A 16,363-nucleotide genomic window follows, 5' to 3' on the forward strand; every position below is an offset into this window, starting at 1 on the left:
CCGCCGAGCGCCGATAGGTTCCCGCCCCGGGCACATCGGTTCCCGACGGATTCCGGAGCGGTCCCCCACACCTGAGACAATGGTGGACATGGCCTATGACCGACCCCGCGTGCTCTCCGGGATCCAGCCCACCGCCGGCTCGTTCCACCTCGGCAACTACCTGGGCGCCGTGCGCCAGTGGGTGGCTCTGCAGGAGTCCCACGACGCCTTCTACATGGTCGTCGACCTGCACGCGATCACGGTCCCGCAGGATCCGAAGGAACTGGTCGCCAACACACGGCTGGCCGCGGCGCAGCTCCTCGCGGCCGGCCTCGACCCCGACCGCTGCACGCTGTTCGTGCAGAGCCACGTCCCCGAGCACGCGCAGCTCGCCTGGGTGATGAACTGCCTCACCGGCTTCGGCGAGGCGTCCCGGATGACGCAGTTCAAGGACAAGTCCGCCAAGCAGGGCGCCGACCGCGCCTCCGTCGGCCTGTTCACGTACCCGATCCTCCAGGTCGCCGACATCCTGCTCTACCAGGCCGACGAGGTCCCCGTGGGCGAGGACCAGCGCCAGCACATCGAGCTCACCCGTGACCTCGCCGAGCGCTTCAACGGCCGCTTCGGGGAGACCTTCACGATCCCGAAGCCGTACATCCTGCGGGAGACGGCGAAGATCTACGACCTCCAGGAGCCGTCGATCAAGATGAGCAAGTCGGCGTCCACGCCGAAGGGCCTCATCAACCTGCTCGACGACCCCAAGGCCACCGCGAAGAAGGTCAAGAGCGCGGTCACCGACACCGACACGGTCGTGCGCTACGACACCGAGAACAAGCCCGGTGTCAGCAACCTGCTCACCGTCTACTCGACGCTGACCGGCGTGAGCATCCCGGAGCTGGAGCAGCGCTACGAGGGCAAGCTGTACGGCGCGCTCAAGACCGACCTCGCCGAGATCGTCGTCGACTTCGTGACCCCCTTCCGGGAGCGCACCCAGCAGTACCTCGACGACCCCGAGACGCTCGACTCGCTCCTGGCCAAGGGCGCCGAGAAGGCACGGGCCGTCGCGGCGGAGACGCTGTCCCAGGCGTACGAGAGGGTGGGCTTCCTGCCCGCGAAGCACTGAACGCGGCCGGGCGCACCACCGCACACACCGTCCGCCGGCAGAGCGCTGCACATCACTTCGGCTGCGCCTGCCCAGCGCACAGCGGTGGCCGTACAGTCGATAGACGTACGACTGAGCACGCGTGCGACAGCACGTTTGACACGACGACAGGAGACGACGTGGGGACCGTAACGATCGGCGTGTCGATCGCGGTCCCGGAGCCTCACGGCAGCCTGCTCCAGGAGCGGCGCGCGGGCTTCGGCGACGCCGCCGCGCACGGCATCCCCACGCACGTCACCCTGCTTCCGCCGACCGAGGTCGACTCCGCGAGCCTGCCGGCCGTCGAGGCGCATCTGCTGCGGGTCGCCTCGGCGGGCCGGCCGTTCCCGATGCGACTGTCCGGGACGGGCACCTTCCGGCCCCTGTCGCCGGTGGTGTACGTGCGGATCGCCGAGGGCCGGACGGACTGCACCCGGCTCCAGCAGCAGGTCCGCGACCCCGCGGGCCCCATCGCACGCGAACTGCAGTTCCCGTACCACCCGCACGTCACCGTGGCGCACGGCATCGACGAGGCGGCCATGGACCGCGCCTTCGCGGAGCTCGCCGACTACGAGGCGCAGTGGTCCTGCACCGGCTTCGCGCTCTACGAACAGGGCGCCGACGCCGTCTGGCGCAAGCTGCGCGAGTACCCCTTCGGCGGGCCGACGGTGCCCCCGCAGACCCCCCACGTCGACCGCGACACCCTGCCCACCCGGTAACTACAGCGGCAGTCTGCGGAAGAGCCCCCGCGGCAGATGCCGCAGCGCCGCCATCCGCACGCGCAGCAGGCCCGGCGCCCACACCGTCTCCGAGCGGCGGCGCAGGCCCAGCTCGATAGCCGTGGCGACCGCCTCCGGAGTGGTGGCCAGGGGCCCTTCGGGAAGGCCGGCGGTGCTCCTCGTCCGCACGAAACCCGGGCGTACGACCATGACGTGCACGCCCGTGCCGTACAGCGCGTCGCCCAGCCCCTGGGTGAAGGCGTCCAGGCCGGCCTTGCTGGAGCCGTAGATGAAGTCGGCGCGGCGGGCGCGCTCGCCGGCGACGGAGGACAGCACGACCAGCGAGCCGTGGCCCTGCGACTGCAGTGCGCACGCGGCGACCAGGCCCGCCGACACCGCGCCCGTGTAGTTGGTCTGCGCGACGCGCACGGCCGCCGCCGGGTCGCGCTCGTCGTGCGCCTGATCGCCCGGCACTCCGAACGCGAGCAGCACCAGGTCGACGTCGCCCTCCGCGAACACCTTGCCGAGGACGCTCTCGTGGGACCCGGGGTCGAGCGCGTCGAAGGCGACCGTGTGCACCAGCGCGCCCAGGGCGCGCAGCCCGGCCGCGGCCGACTCCAGGGCCGGTGAGGGGCGCCCCGCCAGCCACACCGTGCGGGTGCGGCGGGCGATCAGACGGCGCGCGGTGGCCAGCGCGATCTCCGACGTCCCGCCGAGGACGAGGAGGGACCGGGGAAGGCCAAAGGCGTCCTTCACGACAGCTCCTGGAGGTCGAGGGCCGACGGACATGTCGGCGACCGTACCGCCCTCCCGCAAGGCGGTTCATGGTGAAACATCCCCGACTACCCGAAACGGGTGATTAGTGGGATGTCGCCCCACGGGAGGCCCGTACCGGCCGGCAGCCGCACGTGGTCGGCCTGGGCCGACCGAGGCCGGTCCTGGGAGCATCGGCTGCATCCGCGAGGGCAGAGTCGGAGTATGGACTGGCTGAAAAAGCTCCCCGGGATCGGGCCGCTCGTCACGCGCGCGATGCTCACGCACGCGTGGCGGTCCTACGAACGGCTCGACCGGGTGCACTGGACCCGGCTGGCCGCCGCGATGACGTTCACCAGCTTCGTCGCGCTCTTCCCGCTGCTGACCCTGGCCGCCACCATCGCCGCCGCCACACTGGGCGCCGAGCGGCAGGGCGAGCTCCGGGACAAGCTCACCGAGCAGGTGCCCGGCATCTCCGACCAGCTGGACATCGAAGGCCTGGTGCAGAACGCCGGCACCGTCGGTCTCATCGCCGCCGCCGCGCTGCTGTTCACCGGCGTCGGCTGGGCCGGCTCGACGCGTGAATGCCTGCGAGCCGTCTGGGAGCTGTCCGACGAGGAGGAGAACCCCGTCCTGCGCAAGGTCAAGGACCTCGGCATCCTCCTCGGCCTCGGCGGCGCGGTCCTCCTCACCCTCGCCGCCTCCACGGTCGCCTCCGCGATGGTCGGCTGGATCACCCGGCAGCTCGGCATCGACGAGGGCGGCTGGGGCGGCGTCCTGCTGCACGTCGTCGCGTTCCTCGTCGCCGTCCTCGCGGACTTCCTGCTGCTCCTGTACGTCCTCACCCTGCTGCCCGGCGTCGAACCGAGCCGCCACCGCCTGTTCGTGGCCGCGCTGACCGGCGCGGTCGGCTTCGAACTGCTGAAGCTGCTGCTCAGCGGCTACATGCAGGGCGTCGCCACGAAGAGCATGTACGGCGCGTTCGGCGTGCCCATCGCCCTGCTGCTGTGGATCAACTTCACCGCGAAACTGGTCCTGTTCAGCGCCTCGTGGACGGCGACGCCCGCCAAGGAGGCGGACGAGGAGCACCGCGAGGCCGCGAACGGCGACGCCGGCCCCGGCGAGCTCAGCGGCGGCGGCGCACCAGGTCCGGCAGCGGCCACCGGCGGTTGACGAGGTACGCGGCACCCGCGAGCAGCACCAGCACCCCACCGGTGATCGCCATGGCGATGCCGACGCCTCCGGCGCCCTTCCCGGTCACCGCGCCGGCCACGGGCTTCGCGGACCCGTTCCCCGTGCCGCCGGCCCCTCCCGTCGCCGCGGAGTCCTCACCCGCCCCCTTCGAGGGCTTGCCGCCGGGCTGGGCGCCGGACTGCACGGCGCCCTTCGGCGGGACCAGCTCGCCGACGGGCCGCACCTTGCCGGCCGCCTGGAAACCCCAGTCGAACAGGGCGGCGGTCTCCTTGTAGACCTCGTTGTGGGCGCTCTTCTCCGGGTTCATGACGGTGACCAGCAGCACCCGGCCGCCCCGCTCGGCGACCCCGGTGAAGGTGGCGCCCGCGTTGGTGGTGTTGCCGTTCTTGACGCCGGCGATGCCCGGGTACTGGGAGATGTCGTAGTCGCCGCGCAGCAGCCGGTTGGTGTTCTGGATCTCGAAGGTGCGGCGGGTGGTCTTGCCCTTCTTGTCCTTCTTCGTCTCGCCCGGGAACGCGGCCCGCACGGTCGAGCAGTACTCCCGGAAGTCCTTCTTCTGCAGCCCGGAGCGGGCGATCAGCGTCAGGTCGTACGCCGATGACACCTGGCCCGAGGCGTCGTAGCCGTCGGGGGAGACCACGTGCGTGTCGAGGGCCTGGAGGTCCTCGGCGTGCTCGTTCATCTCCGCCACCGTCCGGCCGACGCCGCCGTTCATCGACGACAGCACGCGCACGGCGTCGTTGCCGGACTTCAGGAACACTCCCAGCCAGAGGTCGTGGACCGAGTAGGTCTCGTTCTCCTTTATCCCGACCAGGCTGGAACCCGGGCCGAGGCCCTCCAGGTCCTTCGGGGTGACCTTGTGCCGCGCGGTCCCGGGGAAGCGCGGCAGCACGGTGTCCGCGAACAGCATCTTCAGCGTGCTCGCCGGGGCCAGCCGCCAGTGCGCGTTGTGCGCGGCGAGCACCTCGCCGGACTCGGCGTCCGCGACGATCCACGACCGGGCGGTGACGTCCTTCGGCAGCACCGGGGCGCCCCCCGCCAGGTCGGCCTGCGTCCCGGCCTGCCCGAGGCGCACGCCGCCCACGGTCGACATGCCCGCCGGGGGAGTGGCCGTCGGACTCTTCGACGGCGAGGCCCCTGCGGACGGCGAGGCCCCCGCGGACGGGGAGGCGGGCACGGGCGGGGAGGCGGGCGCGGACGGTGACGGGCTCGGTGGGGCCGCCAGGGACATGGGCGCGGTCAGCGCGAGGGACGCGAGGGTCGCGGAGGTGACCAGCAGGGATCGCCTGACGGTCTGCATCAAAGGTGCGGGCACGACGCAGAACGTACCTGCCCGGCGGGTCGAAGTCCCGCGCCCCTCCCCACCCCGGACACGGAACCGGACACCGGGCGGCGATACTGAAGGCATGAAGCTCAGCCGCCCCGTGTCCTGGTTCCTGCTCGCCTTCGGGGTGTGGAGCTGGGTCATCTGGATCACTTTCGTCAAAAACCTGATCAAGGACGGCAGCGGGCTGGCGTTCGAGGACGGCGACCCGACGGCGTACTTCTGGGTGCATCTGATGCTGGCCGTCGTCTCCTTCGTATTGGGGACGGTCATCGGCGTCATCGGGTTGCGCGGACTGCGCGCACTGCGCCGAACGTCATAGCCACCACCGACCACAGCAGACAGCGGGGACCAAGACACCGTGGCCATCCTTTTCGTGCTGCTCGCCCTGGCCGTTCTGGCCGTCGTCGTGACGGCCAACTGGTACGTGTGGCGGCGGCTGTTCCGGGACACCACCCGTGGCCCCGGCTGGGTCCGCCGCGGCGGCGCGGCCCTCATCGCGGGCGGCTGGGCCATGGCCGTCGGCGCCCTCGTCGCCGAGCGCACCGGCGCCCCCTTCCCGCTCCAGCAGGCCCTGGCCTGGCCGGGCTTTTTGTGGCTGGCGCTGTCGGTGTACCTGCTGCTGGGCGTTCTCGCCGGCGAGGCGGTACGCCCCCTGCTGCGCCGTCACCTGGAACGACGCGACCGCACGTCCGAGCGGGCGGCCCCCGCCCCGACGCCGGCGGTGGTGACGGCGCCCCCGCTCGCCGCCGCAGAGGACCCGGCGCCTCCCGCCCCTCCCGCGCCTCCCGCGTCCCCCGCGCCCTCCCGGCGTCTGTTCGTCTCCCGGGTCGTCGGCGGGGCCGCGGCGGCCGCCGCCGTCGGGACCGTCGGCTACGGCACCTACGGCGTGCTGCGAGGGCCGAGGGTGAAGCGGGTCACCGTCCCCTTGGCCAAGCTGCCGCGCGCGGCCCACGGTTACCGGATCGCCGTCGTCAGCGACATCCATCTGGGGCCGGTCCTCGGCCGGGACTTCGCCCGCAAGGTCGTCGACACGATCAACGGAACCCAGCCGGACCTGATCGCCGTCGTCGGCGACCTGGTCGACGGCAGCGTCAAGGACCTCGGTCCGGCCGCCGCGCCGCTCGCCGGGCTGAAGGCCCGTCACGGCAGCTTCTTCGTCACCGGCAACCACGAGTACTTCTCCGGCGCCGAGCAGTGGGTGGAGGAGGTGCGCCGCCTCGGCCTGCTCCCGCTGGAGAACGCGCGCACGGAACTGCCGTGGTTCGACCTGGCCGGCGTCAACGACGTGGCGGGCGAGAGCGAGGGCCACGGCCCCGACTTCGTCAAGGCGCTCGGCGACCGGGACACCGCACGCGCGTGCGTGCTCCTCGCCCACCAGCCCGTGCAGATCCACGACGCCGTCGAGCACGGCGTCGACCTCCAGCTCTCCGGCCACACCCACGGCGGCCAGCTCTGGCCCGGCAGCCTCATCGCCGCCGCCGCGAACCCCACGGTGGCGGGCCTGGAACGCTACGGCGACACCCAGCTCTACGTCTCCCGGGGCGCCGGCGCCTGGGGTCCACCCACCCGAGTGGGCGCCCCCTCGGACATCACCCTCATCCAACTGACCTCCCCCGACGCCTGACCGCCCGCCCTCCCGGCCTTCCCCGGCCGCGGACAGCCGCGCCCCTGGGGAGGGAGGACTTGTGCAACTCGGTTGAAACAACCGGTCGGTAAGTACTTTCTCATCTCCGCCCAATCCCCTTCCCCCGGCCGAAACCGGTGTGGTTAGGTGAGCCCGCCGCCAAGGGGAGCGGCGCTTTTCATGTGCCGGGCGTACGGGCCCGGGGAGGGCAGGGCACACCCATGCGCTCGGTTCGCATGCGCATCCTGGTCACGTCGATGGTGCTCGCGGTGGTCGCGGTGGGCGGCTGGCAGTTGATGCCGGCCCGGGGCGGCCCGGGCAAGGCGATCAAGGTCGGCACGACGGACACCGTCACCTCGCTCGACCCGGCCGGCGCCTACGACGCCGCTTCCTGGGCGCTGTTCAGCAACGTCTTCCAGTCGCTGCTGACGTACGAGCCGGGCGGCACGACACCGGTCCCCGACGCGGCCAGGAGCTGCGCGTTCGCCGCCGGCGGTCTCACCACGTACCGGTGCCGTCTGCGCGACGACCTCACCTTCCCCAGCGGCCGCGAGCTGACCGCCGAGGACGTGAAGTACTCCTTCGACCGGGTGAAGAAGATCAACGCCGAGGTGGGCCCCGCTAGCCTGCTGTCCACCCTGAGGTCGGTGGACGCCCAGGGCGACACCGTCACCTTCCATCTCGCCGCTCCGGACGCCACGTTCCCGTTCAAGGTGGCCACCGGCGCCGGCTCGATCGTCGACCGCGAGCGCTACCCGGCGGACAGCCTGCGCACCGGCGACCAGGTCGACGGCACCGGACCGTACACACTCACCGGCTACACCAAGGGCAAGCGCGCCGAGCTCACCCCCAACTCCCGCTATCACGGCGCGGTCAGCACCGGACGACCCGTGGAACTGCGGTACTACGCCGACCCCGAGGCCCTCGACCAGGCGTGGAAGGCCAAGGAGGTCGACGCCGCCACCCGCCAGCTGCCCCCGAACGTGCTGGCCGCCCTGAACACCAGCGACCCGGACCAGCGCGTCACCGAGGCAGACAGCTCCGAGACCCGCAACCTGTACTTCAACACCCGCGCCGGGTCCCCCCTGCACCAGGCAGCCGTCCGCAAGGCGGTGGCCTGGCTGATCGACCGCGAGCAACTGGCGAACTCCGTGTACGACGGCACCGTCGACCCGCTGTTCTCCCTGATCCCGACCGGCATCACCGGCCACACCACCTCCTTCTTCGACGCCTACCCGGACCAGAACCCCCAGAAGGCGCGCAAGCTGCTCCAGCAGGCCGGCGTCAGCGTCCCCGTCGCCTTCACCTACGGCTACGGGCTGGGCAGCGGCGCGGCCGAGCAGGAGGCCAAGGAGATCAAGCGGCAGCTGGAGGCCTCCGGTCTGTTCGAGGTGACCGTCAAGGGCTACGAATGGACCGACTTCCAGAAGCGGTGGGCGACCGGCAAGCTCGACGCGTACGCCGTCGGCTGGGTCGCCGACTATCCCGACCCGGACACCTTCGCCGCCCCGCTCGTCGGCACCGGCTCCACCATGAACACGGGCTACAGCAGCAAGCCGGTCGACGGCTTCATCAAGGACAGCCGCCGCTACGCCGACCGGAGCCGTGTCTTCGACGACTTCCGCGAACTCCAGGAGTTCATCGCCGACGACGTGCCGGTCGTCCCGCTGTGGCAGCGCAAAGAGTACGTCCTGACCAGCGCGGACGTCGGCGGCGGCCAGTATCTCGCGGACGGCGACGGCGTGTTCCGGCTGTGGAAGTTGAACTGGATCTGACTCCGGCAGCCGTGCGTCCGCATGCGTCCGCCGCACACCGGGCAGTCACCCGACGCGGGTCCTGGTGGCGGAGGTGTGGGAGGAGCAGACGTGCTGAGACGCAACTCCTTCCGGCTGCCCCGGCACCCGGCGTCCGTCGGGCTCGCCCGGCGCCGGGTGCGGGACCATCTGGCCCAGTGGGGCCACGGCCCGGACGACCCGGCCCTCGGTGACGCCCTGCTGCTGGTCTCCGAGCTGGCGACCAACGTCGTACGCCACGGGCTGCTGCGGGAGCGGGAGTTCGAGGTGGCCGTGACGGCCCTCGCCGACGGCTCCTGCCTCATCGAGGTCTCGGACGAGGGCCGCCACGAGCCGCGCCCCCGCGCGGTCTCCGAGTGGGACGAGCACGGCCGCGGGCTGCACCTGGTGGAGCATGTGGCGGCAGCGTGGGGGGTGTGGGGCCGGGGCCGGCACGGCAAGACGGTGTGGGCTCTGGTGCTCACCGCCGACGAGGCCTGACGCGAAGCCCACGGCGACGCCCACGGACCCGCGCCGCCTACGCCTCGCCCCGCTTCCTCGCCGGGTCCGGCAGAGCCCTCGTCATTCCCGGCAGGAAGTCCGTGAACAGCTCGTGCACCTCGTGGACGAGCGGCCGCAGCACCCGGAACCGCGACAGCGTCACCCCGCGGGCGGTGAGGCGCGCGCCCCGCTCCGCGAGCCGGTAGCTGCGCTCACGTCCCTCCGTGCGGTCGAAGATCCAGTACAGGACGAGCCCCATCTGGGAGAGCCACATCAACTCGGGCAGCACCTCCCGCAGTTCCTCCGGCACCTTCGCCTTGGACCCGGCGAGCACCTGCTGGTGGACGGCGATCGCCTCCAGGCGCGCGTGCTCCGACTCCGGGGAGAAGGGGCTGAGCGGGCTGTCCGGGTCGGCGGCGTTCTTGAAGAACTGCACGGCGAACTCGTGGTACGGCGTGGCCACGTCCAGCCAGACCCGCAGCACGCCCGCGAGCCGCGCCTCCAGGCTCGTCTCCCTGGCCAGGACGTCCCGGATCGCCACCCGGTGCTCGGCGGCGAGCCGGTCGTAGAAGCCCTGGATCAGGTGCTCCTTGCCCGCGAAGTAGTAGTAGGCGTTGCCCACGGAGACACCGGCCTCCTGGGCGATGGCCCGCATCGTCGTCTTGTCGTAGCCGCGCTCCTGGAACAGCCGCATCGCGGTCTCCAGGATCAGCGCGCGGGTCTGCTCGGACTTGGACCGGGCGGCGCCCTCGGCCCCCTCGACCGCCTCGGCGGGGTCGGAGAGCGCGGAGGACTCGGACGGGGCGGCGCCCTCTGCGGGGCCTTCGTTCTTCGCGGACACGGAAGGAAAGCCTAGTCAGTGGCGCACGCGCCGCCGGCACAGGAGGGCGGGGTGTAGGTCCAGCCGTTGTGCGGGTGGAAGGACCAGCCGTCGGCGCTTCGGTACACGCCGCCGCCCCAGCCGGTGTCCCTCCACCGGGCCCCGCGCCACTTGGCGGCGGCCAGGACCGCGCCCTTGGCGAGCTTCGCCCCGGCGGGGGTGCTCAGGCGGTGGGCGAGCGGGCGGTGCTCGCGCAGGGCCCACAGGGTGACGATCCACGCGGCGGAGCCCCGGTAGACCTGGCCGCCGTCGCCCACGACGGTGATCTCCTCCAGGGTGGCCCGGTGGTCCAGCCCGGGGAAGCGGGCGGCGGCCTCCGGGGAGGCGGCCGGGACCAGGTCCAGCGGGACCAGTTGCGGTTGCCGGGCCAGCCAGTCGCGCACGAAGGAGCACAGGCCGCAGTCGGCGTCGTAGAGCACGGTGAGCCGGCGGACCGGGACGCGGGCGGCGTCCCGGTCGGCGCCGGCGCGGTCGGCCGTCATCGCGCTCACGCCCCGGCCGAGGGCGCCCAGCCCTGCGGGGCGACCGGCGGGACGTGCTCGCGCTCCATGACCCCGCGCCGCCGGATCCGGTTGAGCACGTACACGTTGCTCAGGTGCATCACGCCGAGCACCAGGAGCACCACGCCGAGCTTGGTCGACAGTGCCTCGAAGACGCCGCGGGTGTCCTGGATCGTCTCGTCCCCGCTGAGGTACAGCGCGACGAAGCCGAGGTTGACGAGGTAGAAGCCGACCACCAGGAGGTGGTTGACGGCGTCGGCGAGCTTCTCGTTCCCGTGCAGCACGTCGGCGAGGAAGATCCGTCCGTTGCGGCTGAGGGTCCGGGCGACCCAGACGGTCAGACCGATGCTGACCACCAGGTAGATGACGTACGCGATGACCGTGCGATCCATGTTCCCCACCTCTTCTGAACGCGTTCAAAACACTGTCGCAGAGCGACTGTAGACCTCTTTCTGAACGCGTTCAACTGACGGGCGGATGTGAGGTCGGACGCACCGCCCCCCGGCTCAGGCCCGGCCCAGTTCGGGACGCTTGGAGTAGTCCGTGAAACCCAGGACGTTGCCCCACGGGTCGGCGATCTCGACGAGCCAGCCGGTGGCCGCGGAGGCCGGCCCCTCCAGCGGGGTGATGCCGGCGGACGCCAGCCGCCGGGCCGCCGCGCGGGCGTCCGGCACCTCCAGCCACACGCGCGGGCAGGCCCACGGCGGCGTGCGGTGTCCCAGGGCGTCCTCCCGGCGCAGCAGGACGCCGGGCGTCTCGCCGCCGACCCTCAGCAGGGCGATGCCGGCCTCGTCGAACCGGTACGCCACCGCGAACCCGGCCCGCTCGTAGAAGTCCACGGCTTCGCCGAGATCCCCCACGGGCAGCAGCACGTTGTCGAACCCGAGCAGCTCGTACGACTCATCATCTGACATACCGTCACCATAGGGTCGCAGCGGTCACGAACCGGTCATTGCCCGGGGGTGCTCCGGGCCCGGCTTCTCACCGTCGCCCTTTCTGCTGCAAGATGACCTGCACTCACCTGTTGCGCCGTACATCCGATCATCTGGTCCCGGGAGACATCACCTTGTCCGAACAGCCGCAGTACCCCCAGCAGCCGCCCCAGCAGCCCGGGTACGGCCATCCGCAGGGCGGCGGCCCCTACGGGTACCCGCAGCAGGGCCAGCAGCCGCCCGGCTACCCCCCGCCCGCGGGCTACCCCGGCGGGGGCGGCTACCCGCCCCCCGGCGGCGGTTACCCCGGCGACCCCAGCGCCCCCTATGGCTACGACCCCTACGGGCGGCCCTACTCCGACAAGTCGAAGATCGTCGCCGGCATCCTCCAGCTGTTCCTGGGCAGCTTCGGCGTCGGCCGGTTCTACATCGGCAACGTCGGGATCGGCCTCGCCCAGCTCTTCACCTGCGGCGGGCTCGGCATCTGGGCGCTGATCGACGGCATCATCCTGCTCACCAGCAACGACAAGACCGACGCCGACGGCCGGATCCTGCGTGGCTGACCTGGCGGGCCGGGAGCACGGCTCCCTCCTGCGGCACCCGGCGGCGGCTCCCCTCGCGGTGCTCGCCGCCGGGGCGGCCGGCTCCGCCTATCTGTACGTCACCGACCCGCACGAAGGCGGGCACCTGCTGCCCCGGTGCCCCTTCCGGTTCGTCACCGGGCTGCTCTGCCCGGCCTGCGGCGGCACCCGCATGGTGTACGACCTGATGCACGGCGACCTCGCCCGGGCCTGGCTCGACAACCGGGCCCTGCTGCTCGCCTCGCCGTTCGCCCTCGCGCTGCTGGCGCGGTGGATGTGGGACGGCCTGCACGGCCGGCGCCGGCAGCTCCGGCTCGGCCGCCCCGCCCAGGCCGTCGTCCTGGGTCTGGCCGTCGCCTGGACCGTCGTACGCAACACCGTTTGACCATCGGCTCGCGCACTGGCCGATTTTGATCACGGAACTGGAACGATCGGTCCCGGCCACTCCCGTTCGCCCCACCGGCCTCTCTAGGCTCACGTTTCACAGGGGGGCGTTCTCGCATGTCCATGCACGGCCGACGCGACCGCACGTCAGGTCGCGATCCCTCCTGGCGTCCCCGTTCGCAGTGAACCCAGGAGCAGTTCCCATGAGCGTCCCCAACCACGAGGCCCCCTACGGCGTCGACCCGCTGGGTCGTCCGTACTCCGACAAGTCGAAGATCGTGGCGGGCATCCTCCAGATCTTCCTGGGCGGTCTCGGCATCGGCCGCTTCTACGTCGGCTCCGTCGGCGTGGGCATCGCCCAGCTCCTCACCTGCGGCGGCCTCGGCCTCTGGTCGCTGATCGACGGCATCCTGTTCCTCACCAGCAACGACCGCACCGACAAGCAGGGCCGCGTCCTGCGCGGCTGAGCGACCGCCCGCCGTACACGTCCGATGGCCCCGCTCCGGGAACGGAGCGGGGCCATCGGCGTGTCAGGGGCGAGGAAGCCTCAGAAGCGGCGCGTGATCAGCGCCCGCTTCACCTCCTGGATCGCCTTGGTGACCTCGATGCCACGCGGGCAGGCGTCCGTGCAGTTGAAGGTCGTGCGGCAACGCCACACGCCGTCACGGTCGTTGAGGATCTCCAGGCGCTGCTCGCCGGCCTCGTCACGCGAGTCGAAGATGAACCGGTGCGCGTTGACGATGGCCGCCGGGCCGAAGTACTGCCCGTCGTTCCAGAACACCGGGCACGACGACGTGCAGGCCGCGCAGAGGATGCACTTCGTCGTGTCGTCGAAGCGCTCGCGGTCCTCCGCCGTCTGCAGGCGTTCCCGCGTCGGCTCGTTGGTGTCCTTCGTGATCAGGAAGGGCATCACGTCGCGGTACGCCTGGAAGAACGGCTCCATGTCGACCACGAGGTCCTTCAGGACCGTCAGGCCCTTGATGGGCTCGACCGTGATCGGCTTCTCCGGGTTGATGTCCTTGATCAGCGTCTTGCACGCCAGACGGTTCTTGCCGTTGATCCGCATCGCGTCCGAGCCGCAGATGCCGTGGGCGCAGGAACGGCGGAAGGTCAGCGTGCCGTCGACGTCCCACTTGATCTTGTGCAGACCGTCGAGGACGCGCTCCTTGGGGTCGATCTCCAGCTGGAAGTCTTCCCAGGTCGCCTCCGCGGAGACCTCCGGGTTGAACCGGCGGATCCGGAAGGTGACGGTGATGTACGGGGAGGCCGCGGACGCCGAATCGGGGGTCTCGGCCTTGTCCAGAACGGGAGTTGCCATCAGTACTTACGCTCCATCGGCTGGTAGCGGGTCTGGACGACCGGCTTGTAGTCGAGGCGGACGGTCTCGGTGCCGTCGTCGCCGACCTCGCGGTACGCCATGGTGTGACGCATGAAGTTGACGTCGTCGCGGTTGGGGTAGTCCTCGCGGTAGTGACCGCCGCGGGACTCCTTGCGGGCCAGCGCCGACACCGCCATGACCTCGGCCAGGTCCAGCAGGTTGCCCAGCTCGACGGCCTCCAGCAGGTCCGTGTTGAACCGCTTGCCCTTGTCCTGGATCGCCACGTTCCGGTAGCGCTCGCGCAGCTCGGCGATCTTCTCGACGGCCGTCTTGATGGTCTGCTCGGTGCGGAACACCATGACGTTGGCGTCCATGGTCTCCTGGAGCTCGCGGCGCAGCTCCGCCACCCGCTCGGTGCCGGTCGAGCTGCGCAGCCGCTCGATCTGCTCGACGACCAGGGACTCCGGGTTCTCCGGCAGCTCGACGAACTCCGCCTTCTGGGAGTACTCGGCGGCGGCGATGCCGGCGCGGCGCCCGAAGACGTTGATGTCCAGCAGCGAGTTGGTGCCCAGACGGTTCGCGCCGTGCACGGACACGCAGGCGACCTCGCCGGCGGCGTACAGGCCGGGCACGACGGTGGTGTTGTCCGCCAGCACCTCGCCCTCGACGTTCGTCGGAATGCCGCCCATCGCGTAGTGCGCGGTCGGCTGGATCGGGATCGGGTCGGTGTACGGCTCGATGCCCAGGTAGGTCCGCGCGAACTCGGTGATGTCCGGCAGCTTGGCGTCCAGCTGCTCCGGCGGGAGGTGGGTGAGGTCCAGGAAGACGTGGTCGCCCTCGGGACCGCAGCCGCGGCCCTCACGGATCTCGGTGTAGATCGAGCGGGAGACGACGTCACGGGACGCGAGGTCCTTCATGACCGGCGCGTACTTCTCCATGAAGCGCTCGCCGTCCTTGTTGCGCAGGATGCCGCCCTCGCCGCGGGCGCCCTCCGTCAGCAGGATGCCCATGCGCCAGATGCCGGTCGGGTGGAACTGGAAGAACTCCATGTCCTCCAGCGGCAGCCCGCGCCGGTACACGGCCGCCTGACCGTCACCGGTCAGGGTGTGCGCGTTCGACGTCACCTTGAAGAACTTGCCGGTGCCGCCGGAGGCGTAGATCACGGCCTTCGCCTGGAAGATGTGGATCTCGCCGGTCGCCAGCTCGTACGCCACGACGCCGGCCGACTTCTTGACGCCGTCGACCTCGGTGATCAGCTGGTCCAGGACGTAGAACTCGTTGAAGAACTCCACGCCCTCCTTGACGCAGTTCTGGTACAGCGTCTGGAGGATCATGTGACCGGTGCGGTCGGCCGCGTAGCAGGAGCGGCGGACCGGGGCCTCGCCGTGGTTGCGGCTGTGGCCGCCGAAGCGGCGCTGGTCGATGGTGCCGTTCGGGGTCCGGTTGAACGGCAGGCCCATCTTCTCCAGGTCGAGGACGGAGTCGATGGCCTCCTTCGCCAGGATCTCGGCGGCGTCCTGGTCGACCAGGTAGTCACCGCCCTTGACCGTGTCGAAGGTGTGCCACTCCCAGTTGTCCTCCTCCACGTTGGCCAGCGCGGCGGCCATGCCGCCCTGCGCGGCGCCCGTGTGGGAGCGGGTGGGGTAGAGCTTCGTCAGGACCGCGGTGCGGCTGCGCTTCGTCGACTCGATGGCCGCGCGCATGCCCGCGCCGCCGGCGCCGACGATGACGGTCTCGTACTTGTGGATCTTCATGATTCTCGCAGCCCCGTGCCTAGCGGATGTTCGGGTCGAAGGTGAAGATCACCAGCGTGCCCAGCAGGATGGTGAACACCGTGGCGGTGTAGAGCAGGCCCTTCAGCCACAGCCGGGTGTTCGCGCGCTCCGCGTAGTCGTTGATGACCGTGCGCAGACCGTTCGCCCCGTGCAGCATCGCCAGCCACAGCATCAGCAGGTCCCAGACCTGCCAGAACGGGGACGCCCAGCGGCCCGCCACGAAGGCGAAGCCGATCTTCGACACGCCGCCGTCCAGCACCAGCTGGATGAGCAGGTGGCCGATGACCAGGACGACGAGCACCACGCCGGACAGGCGCATGAACAGCCACGCGGCCATCTCGAAGTTGCCCCGGGTCGACTTCGGGGACTTCTTGGTGCGCTTGCGCGGGGCCTCGATCAGCGGGGCCGGGTTGTCGACGCTGTAGCCGGAACCGCCCTCGACGGGGCCGATGCCGGAAGCGGTGGTTTCAGTGGTCGCCATCTGTCTCAGCTCCCGAGGACTTCACGAGCGGCGTGGCCGAGGACGGGGTAGATCGCCCCGAGCATCAGCACGACCCAGATGCCCACGACGGTCCAGAGCATCTGCTTCTGGTAGCGCGGGCCCTTCGACCAGAAGTCGACGGCGATGACACGCAGGCCGTTCAGCGCGTGGAAGAGGATGGCGGCGACGAGGCCGTACTCCAGCACGGCCACGATCGGCGTCTTGTACGTGGCTACGACCTTGTCGTAGTCCTCGGGGGAGACACGCACGAGTGCGGTGTCCAGCACGTGTACGAACAGGAAGAAGAAGATGAGGACGCCGGTGACTCGATGAGCCACCCAGGACCACATTCCTTCCCGGCCGCGGTACAGCGTTCCAGCCGGCACGGAAGAACCCTCCGGGAGCGGGGACTGGGGCCTGCCGGCTTCGGCGTCGGACGGGCCCGGCCGGGTACGGTCCACCGGCCCCCAGCATCGTAGCGACGCGCTGCCGCTGGGCTTAC

At 70.9% G+C, this 16,363-nt stretch carries 20 protein-coding genes; 10 read left to right on the forward strand and 10 right to left on the reverse strand.

The window, feature by feature from the left end; translation table 11 throughout:
• The first annotated feature begins 88 nt into the window (after positions 1 to 88).
• Together trpS and ACIRS4_RS19090 are read left to right on the forward strand one after the other, a co-directional pair.
• Positions 89 to 1,102: a tryptophan--tRNA ligase gene (trpS, locus tag ACIRS4_RS19085; protein ID WP_404196995.1), complete on the forward strand. Its 1,014-nt coding sequence runs from the start codon at positions 89 to 91 to the stop codon at positions 1,100 to 1,102.
• A gap of 158 nt (positions 1,103 to 1,260) precedes the next feature.
• Positions 1,261 to 1,839 (forward strand): 2'-5' RNA ligase family protein, encoded by a 579-nt coding sequence (locus ACIRS4_RS19090; protein WP_404196997.1) that lies wholly within the window; start codon positions 1,261 to 1,263, stop codon positions 1,837 to 1,839.
• Here the strand turns inward: ACIRS4_RS19090 and ACIRS4_RS19095 are convergent, their stop codons facing one another.
• Positions 1,840 to 2,595, reverse strand: coding sequence for a decaprenylphospho-beta-D-erythro-pentofuranosid-2-ulose 2-reductase (locus tag ACIRS4_RS19095; RefSeq protein WP_404197000.1), 756 nt, complete (start codon positions 2,593 to 2,595; stop codon positions 1,840 to 1,842).
• Between the two features lie 222 nt (positions 2,596 to 2,817).
• Between ACIRS4_RS19095 and ACIRS4_RS19100 the strand changes: the two genes are divergently transcribed.
• The gene (locus tag ACIRS4_RS19100) at positions 2,818 to 3,765 is read left to right on the forward strand and encodes a YihY/virulence factor BrkB family protein (RefSeq protein WP_404197003.1); all 948 of its coding nucleotides are present in this window, start codon (positions 2,818 to 2,820) and stop codon (positions 3,763 to 3,765) included.
• On the opposite strand, the gene ACIRS4_RS19105 is transcribed toward ACIRS4_RS19100, so the two are convergent.
• Entirely contained in the window at positions 3,719 to 5,101 is a 1,383-nt protein-coding gene (locus ACIRS4_RS19105) for a D-alanyl-D-alanine carboxypeptidase family protein (RefSeq protein ID WP_404197005.1), read from the reverse strand. The genes ACIRS4_RS19100 and ACIRS4_RS19105 overlap by 47 nt on opposite strands.
• 91 nt (positions 5,102 to 5,192) lie before the next feature.
• On the opposite strand from ACIRS4_RS19105, the gene ACIRS4_RS19110 reads away from it, so the two are divergent.
• From ACIRS4_RS19110 to ACIRS4_RS19125, 4 genes are all read left to right on the forward strand, one after another.
• Entirely contained in the window at positions 5,193 to 5,432 is a 240-nt protein-coding gene (locus tag ACIRS4_RS19110; RefSeq protein WP_404197008.1) for an SCO4848 family membrane protein, read from the forward strand.
• Between the two features lie 39 nt (positions 5,433 to 5,471).
• On the forward strand, positions 5,472 to 6,737 hold the full coding sequence (locus ACIRS4_RS19115; RefSeq protein WP_404197011.1) for a metallophosphoesterase: 1,266 nt from the start codon (positions 5,472 to 5,474) through the stop codon (positions 6,735 to 6,737).
• A gap of 236 nt (positions 6,738 to 6,973) precedes the next feature.
• Positions 6,974 to 8,512, forward strand: a complete 1,539-nt coding sequence (locus tag ACIRS4_RS19120; RefSeq protein ID WP_404197014.1) for an ABC transporter substrate-binding protein — start codon at positions 6,974 to 6,976, stop codon at positions 8,510 to 8,512.
• 90 nt (positions 8,513 to 8,602) lie between these two features.
• A complete protein-coding gene (locus tag ACIRS4_RS19125) occupies positions 8,603 to 9,010 on the forward strand; it encodes an ATP-binding protein (RefSeq protein ID WP_404197016.1) in 408 nt (135 codons plus the stop codon).
• 37 nt (positions 9,011 to 9,047) lie between these two features.
• Here the strand turns inward: ACIRS4_RS19125 and ACIRS4_RS19130 are convergent, their stop codons facing one another.
• The 4 genes from ACIRS4_RS19130 to ACIRS4_RS19145 form a co-directional block, all read right to left on the reverse strand.
• Complete coding sequence (locus tag ACIRS4_RS19130; RefSeq protein WP_404197018.1) at positions 9,048 to 9,851, reverse strand: TetR/AcrR family transcriptional regulator; 804 nt, start codon at positions 9,849 to 9,851, stop codon at positions 9,048 to 9,050.
• A gap of 11 nt (positions 9,852 to 9,862) precedes the next feature.
• Positions 9,863 to 10,372 carry a thiol-disulfide oxidoreductase DCC family protein gene (locus ACIRS4_RS19135; RefSeq protein ID WP_404197021.1) on the reverse strand — a complete coding sequence of 170 codons (510 nt, stop codon included), beginning with the start codon at positions 10,370 to 10,372 and terminating at the stop codon, positions 9,863 to 9,865.
• A gap of 5 nt (positions 10,373 to 10,377) precedes the next feature.
• Positions 10,378 to 10,782 (reverse strand): hypothetical protein, encoded by a 405-nt coding sequence (locus tag ACIRS4_RS19140; protein WP_404197024.1) that lies wholly within the window; start codon positions 10,780 to 10,782, stop codon positions 10,378 to 10,380.
• Positions 10,783 to 10,896: 114 nt separating this feature from the next.
• Positions 10,897 to 11,304 (reverse strand): VOC family protein, encoded by a 408-nt coding sequence (locus ACIRS4_RS19145; RefSeq protein ID WP_404197027.1) that lies wholly within the window; start codon positions 11,302 to 11,304, stop codon positions 10,897 to 10,899.
• A 152-nt stretch (positions 11,305 to 11,456) separates the two neighbouring features.
• On the opposite strand from ACIRS4_RS19145, the gene ACIRS4_RS19150 reads away from it, so the two are divergent.
• The 3 genes from ACIRS4_RS19150 to ACIRS4_RS19160 all read left to right on the forward strand — a co-directional run bounded on the left by ACIRS4_RS19150 (position 11,457) and on the right by ACIRS4_RS19160 (position 12,754).
• The gene (locus ACIRS4_RS19150) at positions 11,457 to 11,885 is read left to right on the forward strand and encodes a TM2 domain-containing protein (RefSeq protein WP_404197029.1); all 429 of its coding nucleotides are present in this window, start codon (positions 11,457 to 11,459) and stop codon (positions 11,883 to 11,885) included.
• Positions 11,878 to 12,288 carry a DUF2752 domain-containing protein gene (locus ACIRS4_RS19155; protein WP_404197032.1) on the forward strand — a complete coding sequence of 137 codons (411 nt, stop codon included), beginning with the start codon at positions 11,878 to 11,880 and terminating at the stop codon, positions 12,286 to 12,288. The genes ACIRS4_RS19150 and ACIRS4_RS19155 overlap by 8 nt, the downstream gene beginning before the upstream one ends.
• Before the next feature lie 202 nt (positions 12,289 to 12,490).
• Positions 12,491 to 12,754 (forward strand): TM2 domain-containing protein, encoded by a 264-nt coding sequence (locus tag ACIRS4_RS19160; RefSeq protein WP_404197035.1) that lies wholly within the window; start codon positions 12,491 to 12,493, stop codon positions 12,752 to 12,754.
• Between the two features lie 80 nt (positions 12,755 to 12,834).
• Here ACIRS4_RS19160 and ACIRS4_RS19165 read toward each other — a convergent pair whose 3' ends face one another.
• The 4 genes from ACIRS4_RS19165 to sdhC are packed head-to-tail and all read right to left on the reverse strand — an operon-like array spanning position 12,835 to position 16,247.
• Positions 12,835 to 13,605: a succinate dehydrogenase iron-sulfur subunit gene (locus tag ACIRS4_RS19165; protein ID WP_351095267.1), complete on the reverse strand. Its 771-nt coding sequence runs from the start codon at positions 13,603 to 13,605 to the stop codon at positions 12,835 to 12,837.
• A complete protein-coding gene (gene sdhA, locus ACIRS4_RS19170; protein WP_404197038.1) occupies positions 13,605 to 15,359 on the reverse strand; it encodes a succinate dehydrogenase flavoprotein subunit in 1,755 nt (584 codons plus the stop codon). The genes ACIRS4_RS19165 and sdhA overlap by 1 nt, the downstream gene beginning before the upstream one ends.
• A gap of 19 nt (positions 15,360 to 15,378) precedes the next feature.
• Entirely contained in the window at positions 15,379 to 15,861 is a 483-nt protein-coding gene (locus ACIRS4_RS19175) for a succinate dehydrogenase hydrophobic membrane anchor subunit (RefSeq protein WP_130441293.1), read from the reverse strand.
• A 5-nt stretch (positions 15,862 to 15,866) separates the two neighbouring features.
• Entirely contained in the window at positions 15,867 to 16,247 is a 381-nt protein-coding gene (sdhC, locus tag ACIRS4_RS19180; RefSeq protein WP_130441295.1) for a succinate dehydrogenase, cytochrome b556 subunit, read from the reverse strand.
• Positions 16,248 to 16,363 lie beyond the last annotated feature (116 nt).

Source organism: Streptomyces sp. NPDC101166, from assembly GCF_044768125.1.
In the GTDB taxonomy this organism is placed as follows: Bacteria; Actinomycetota; Actinomycetes; order Streptomycetales; family Streptomycetaceae; genus Streptomyces.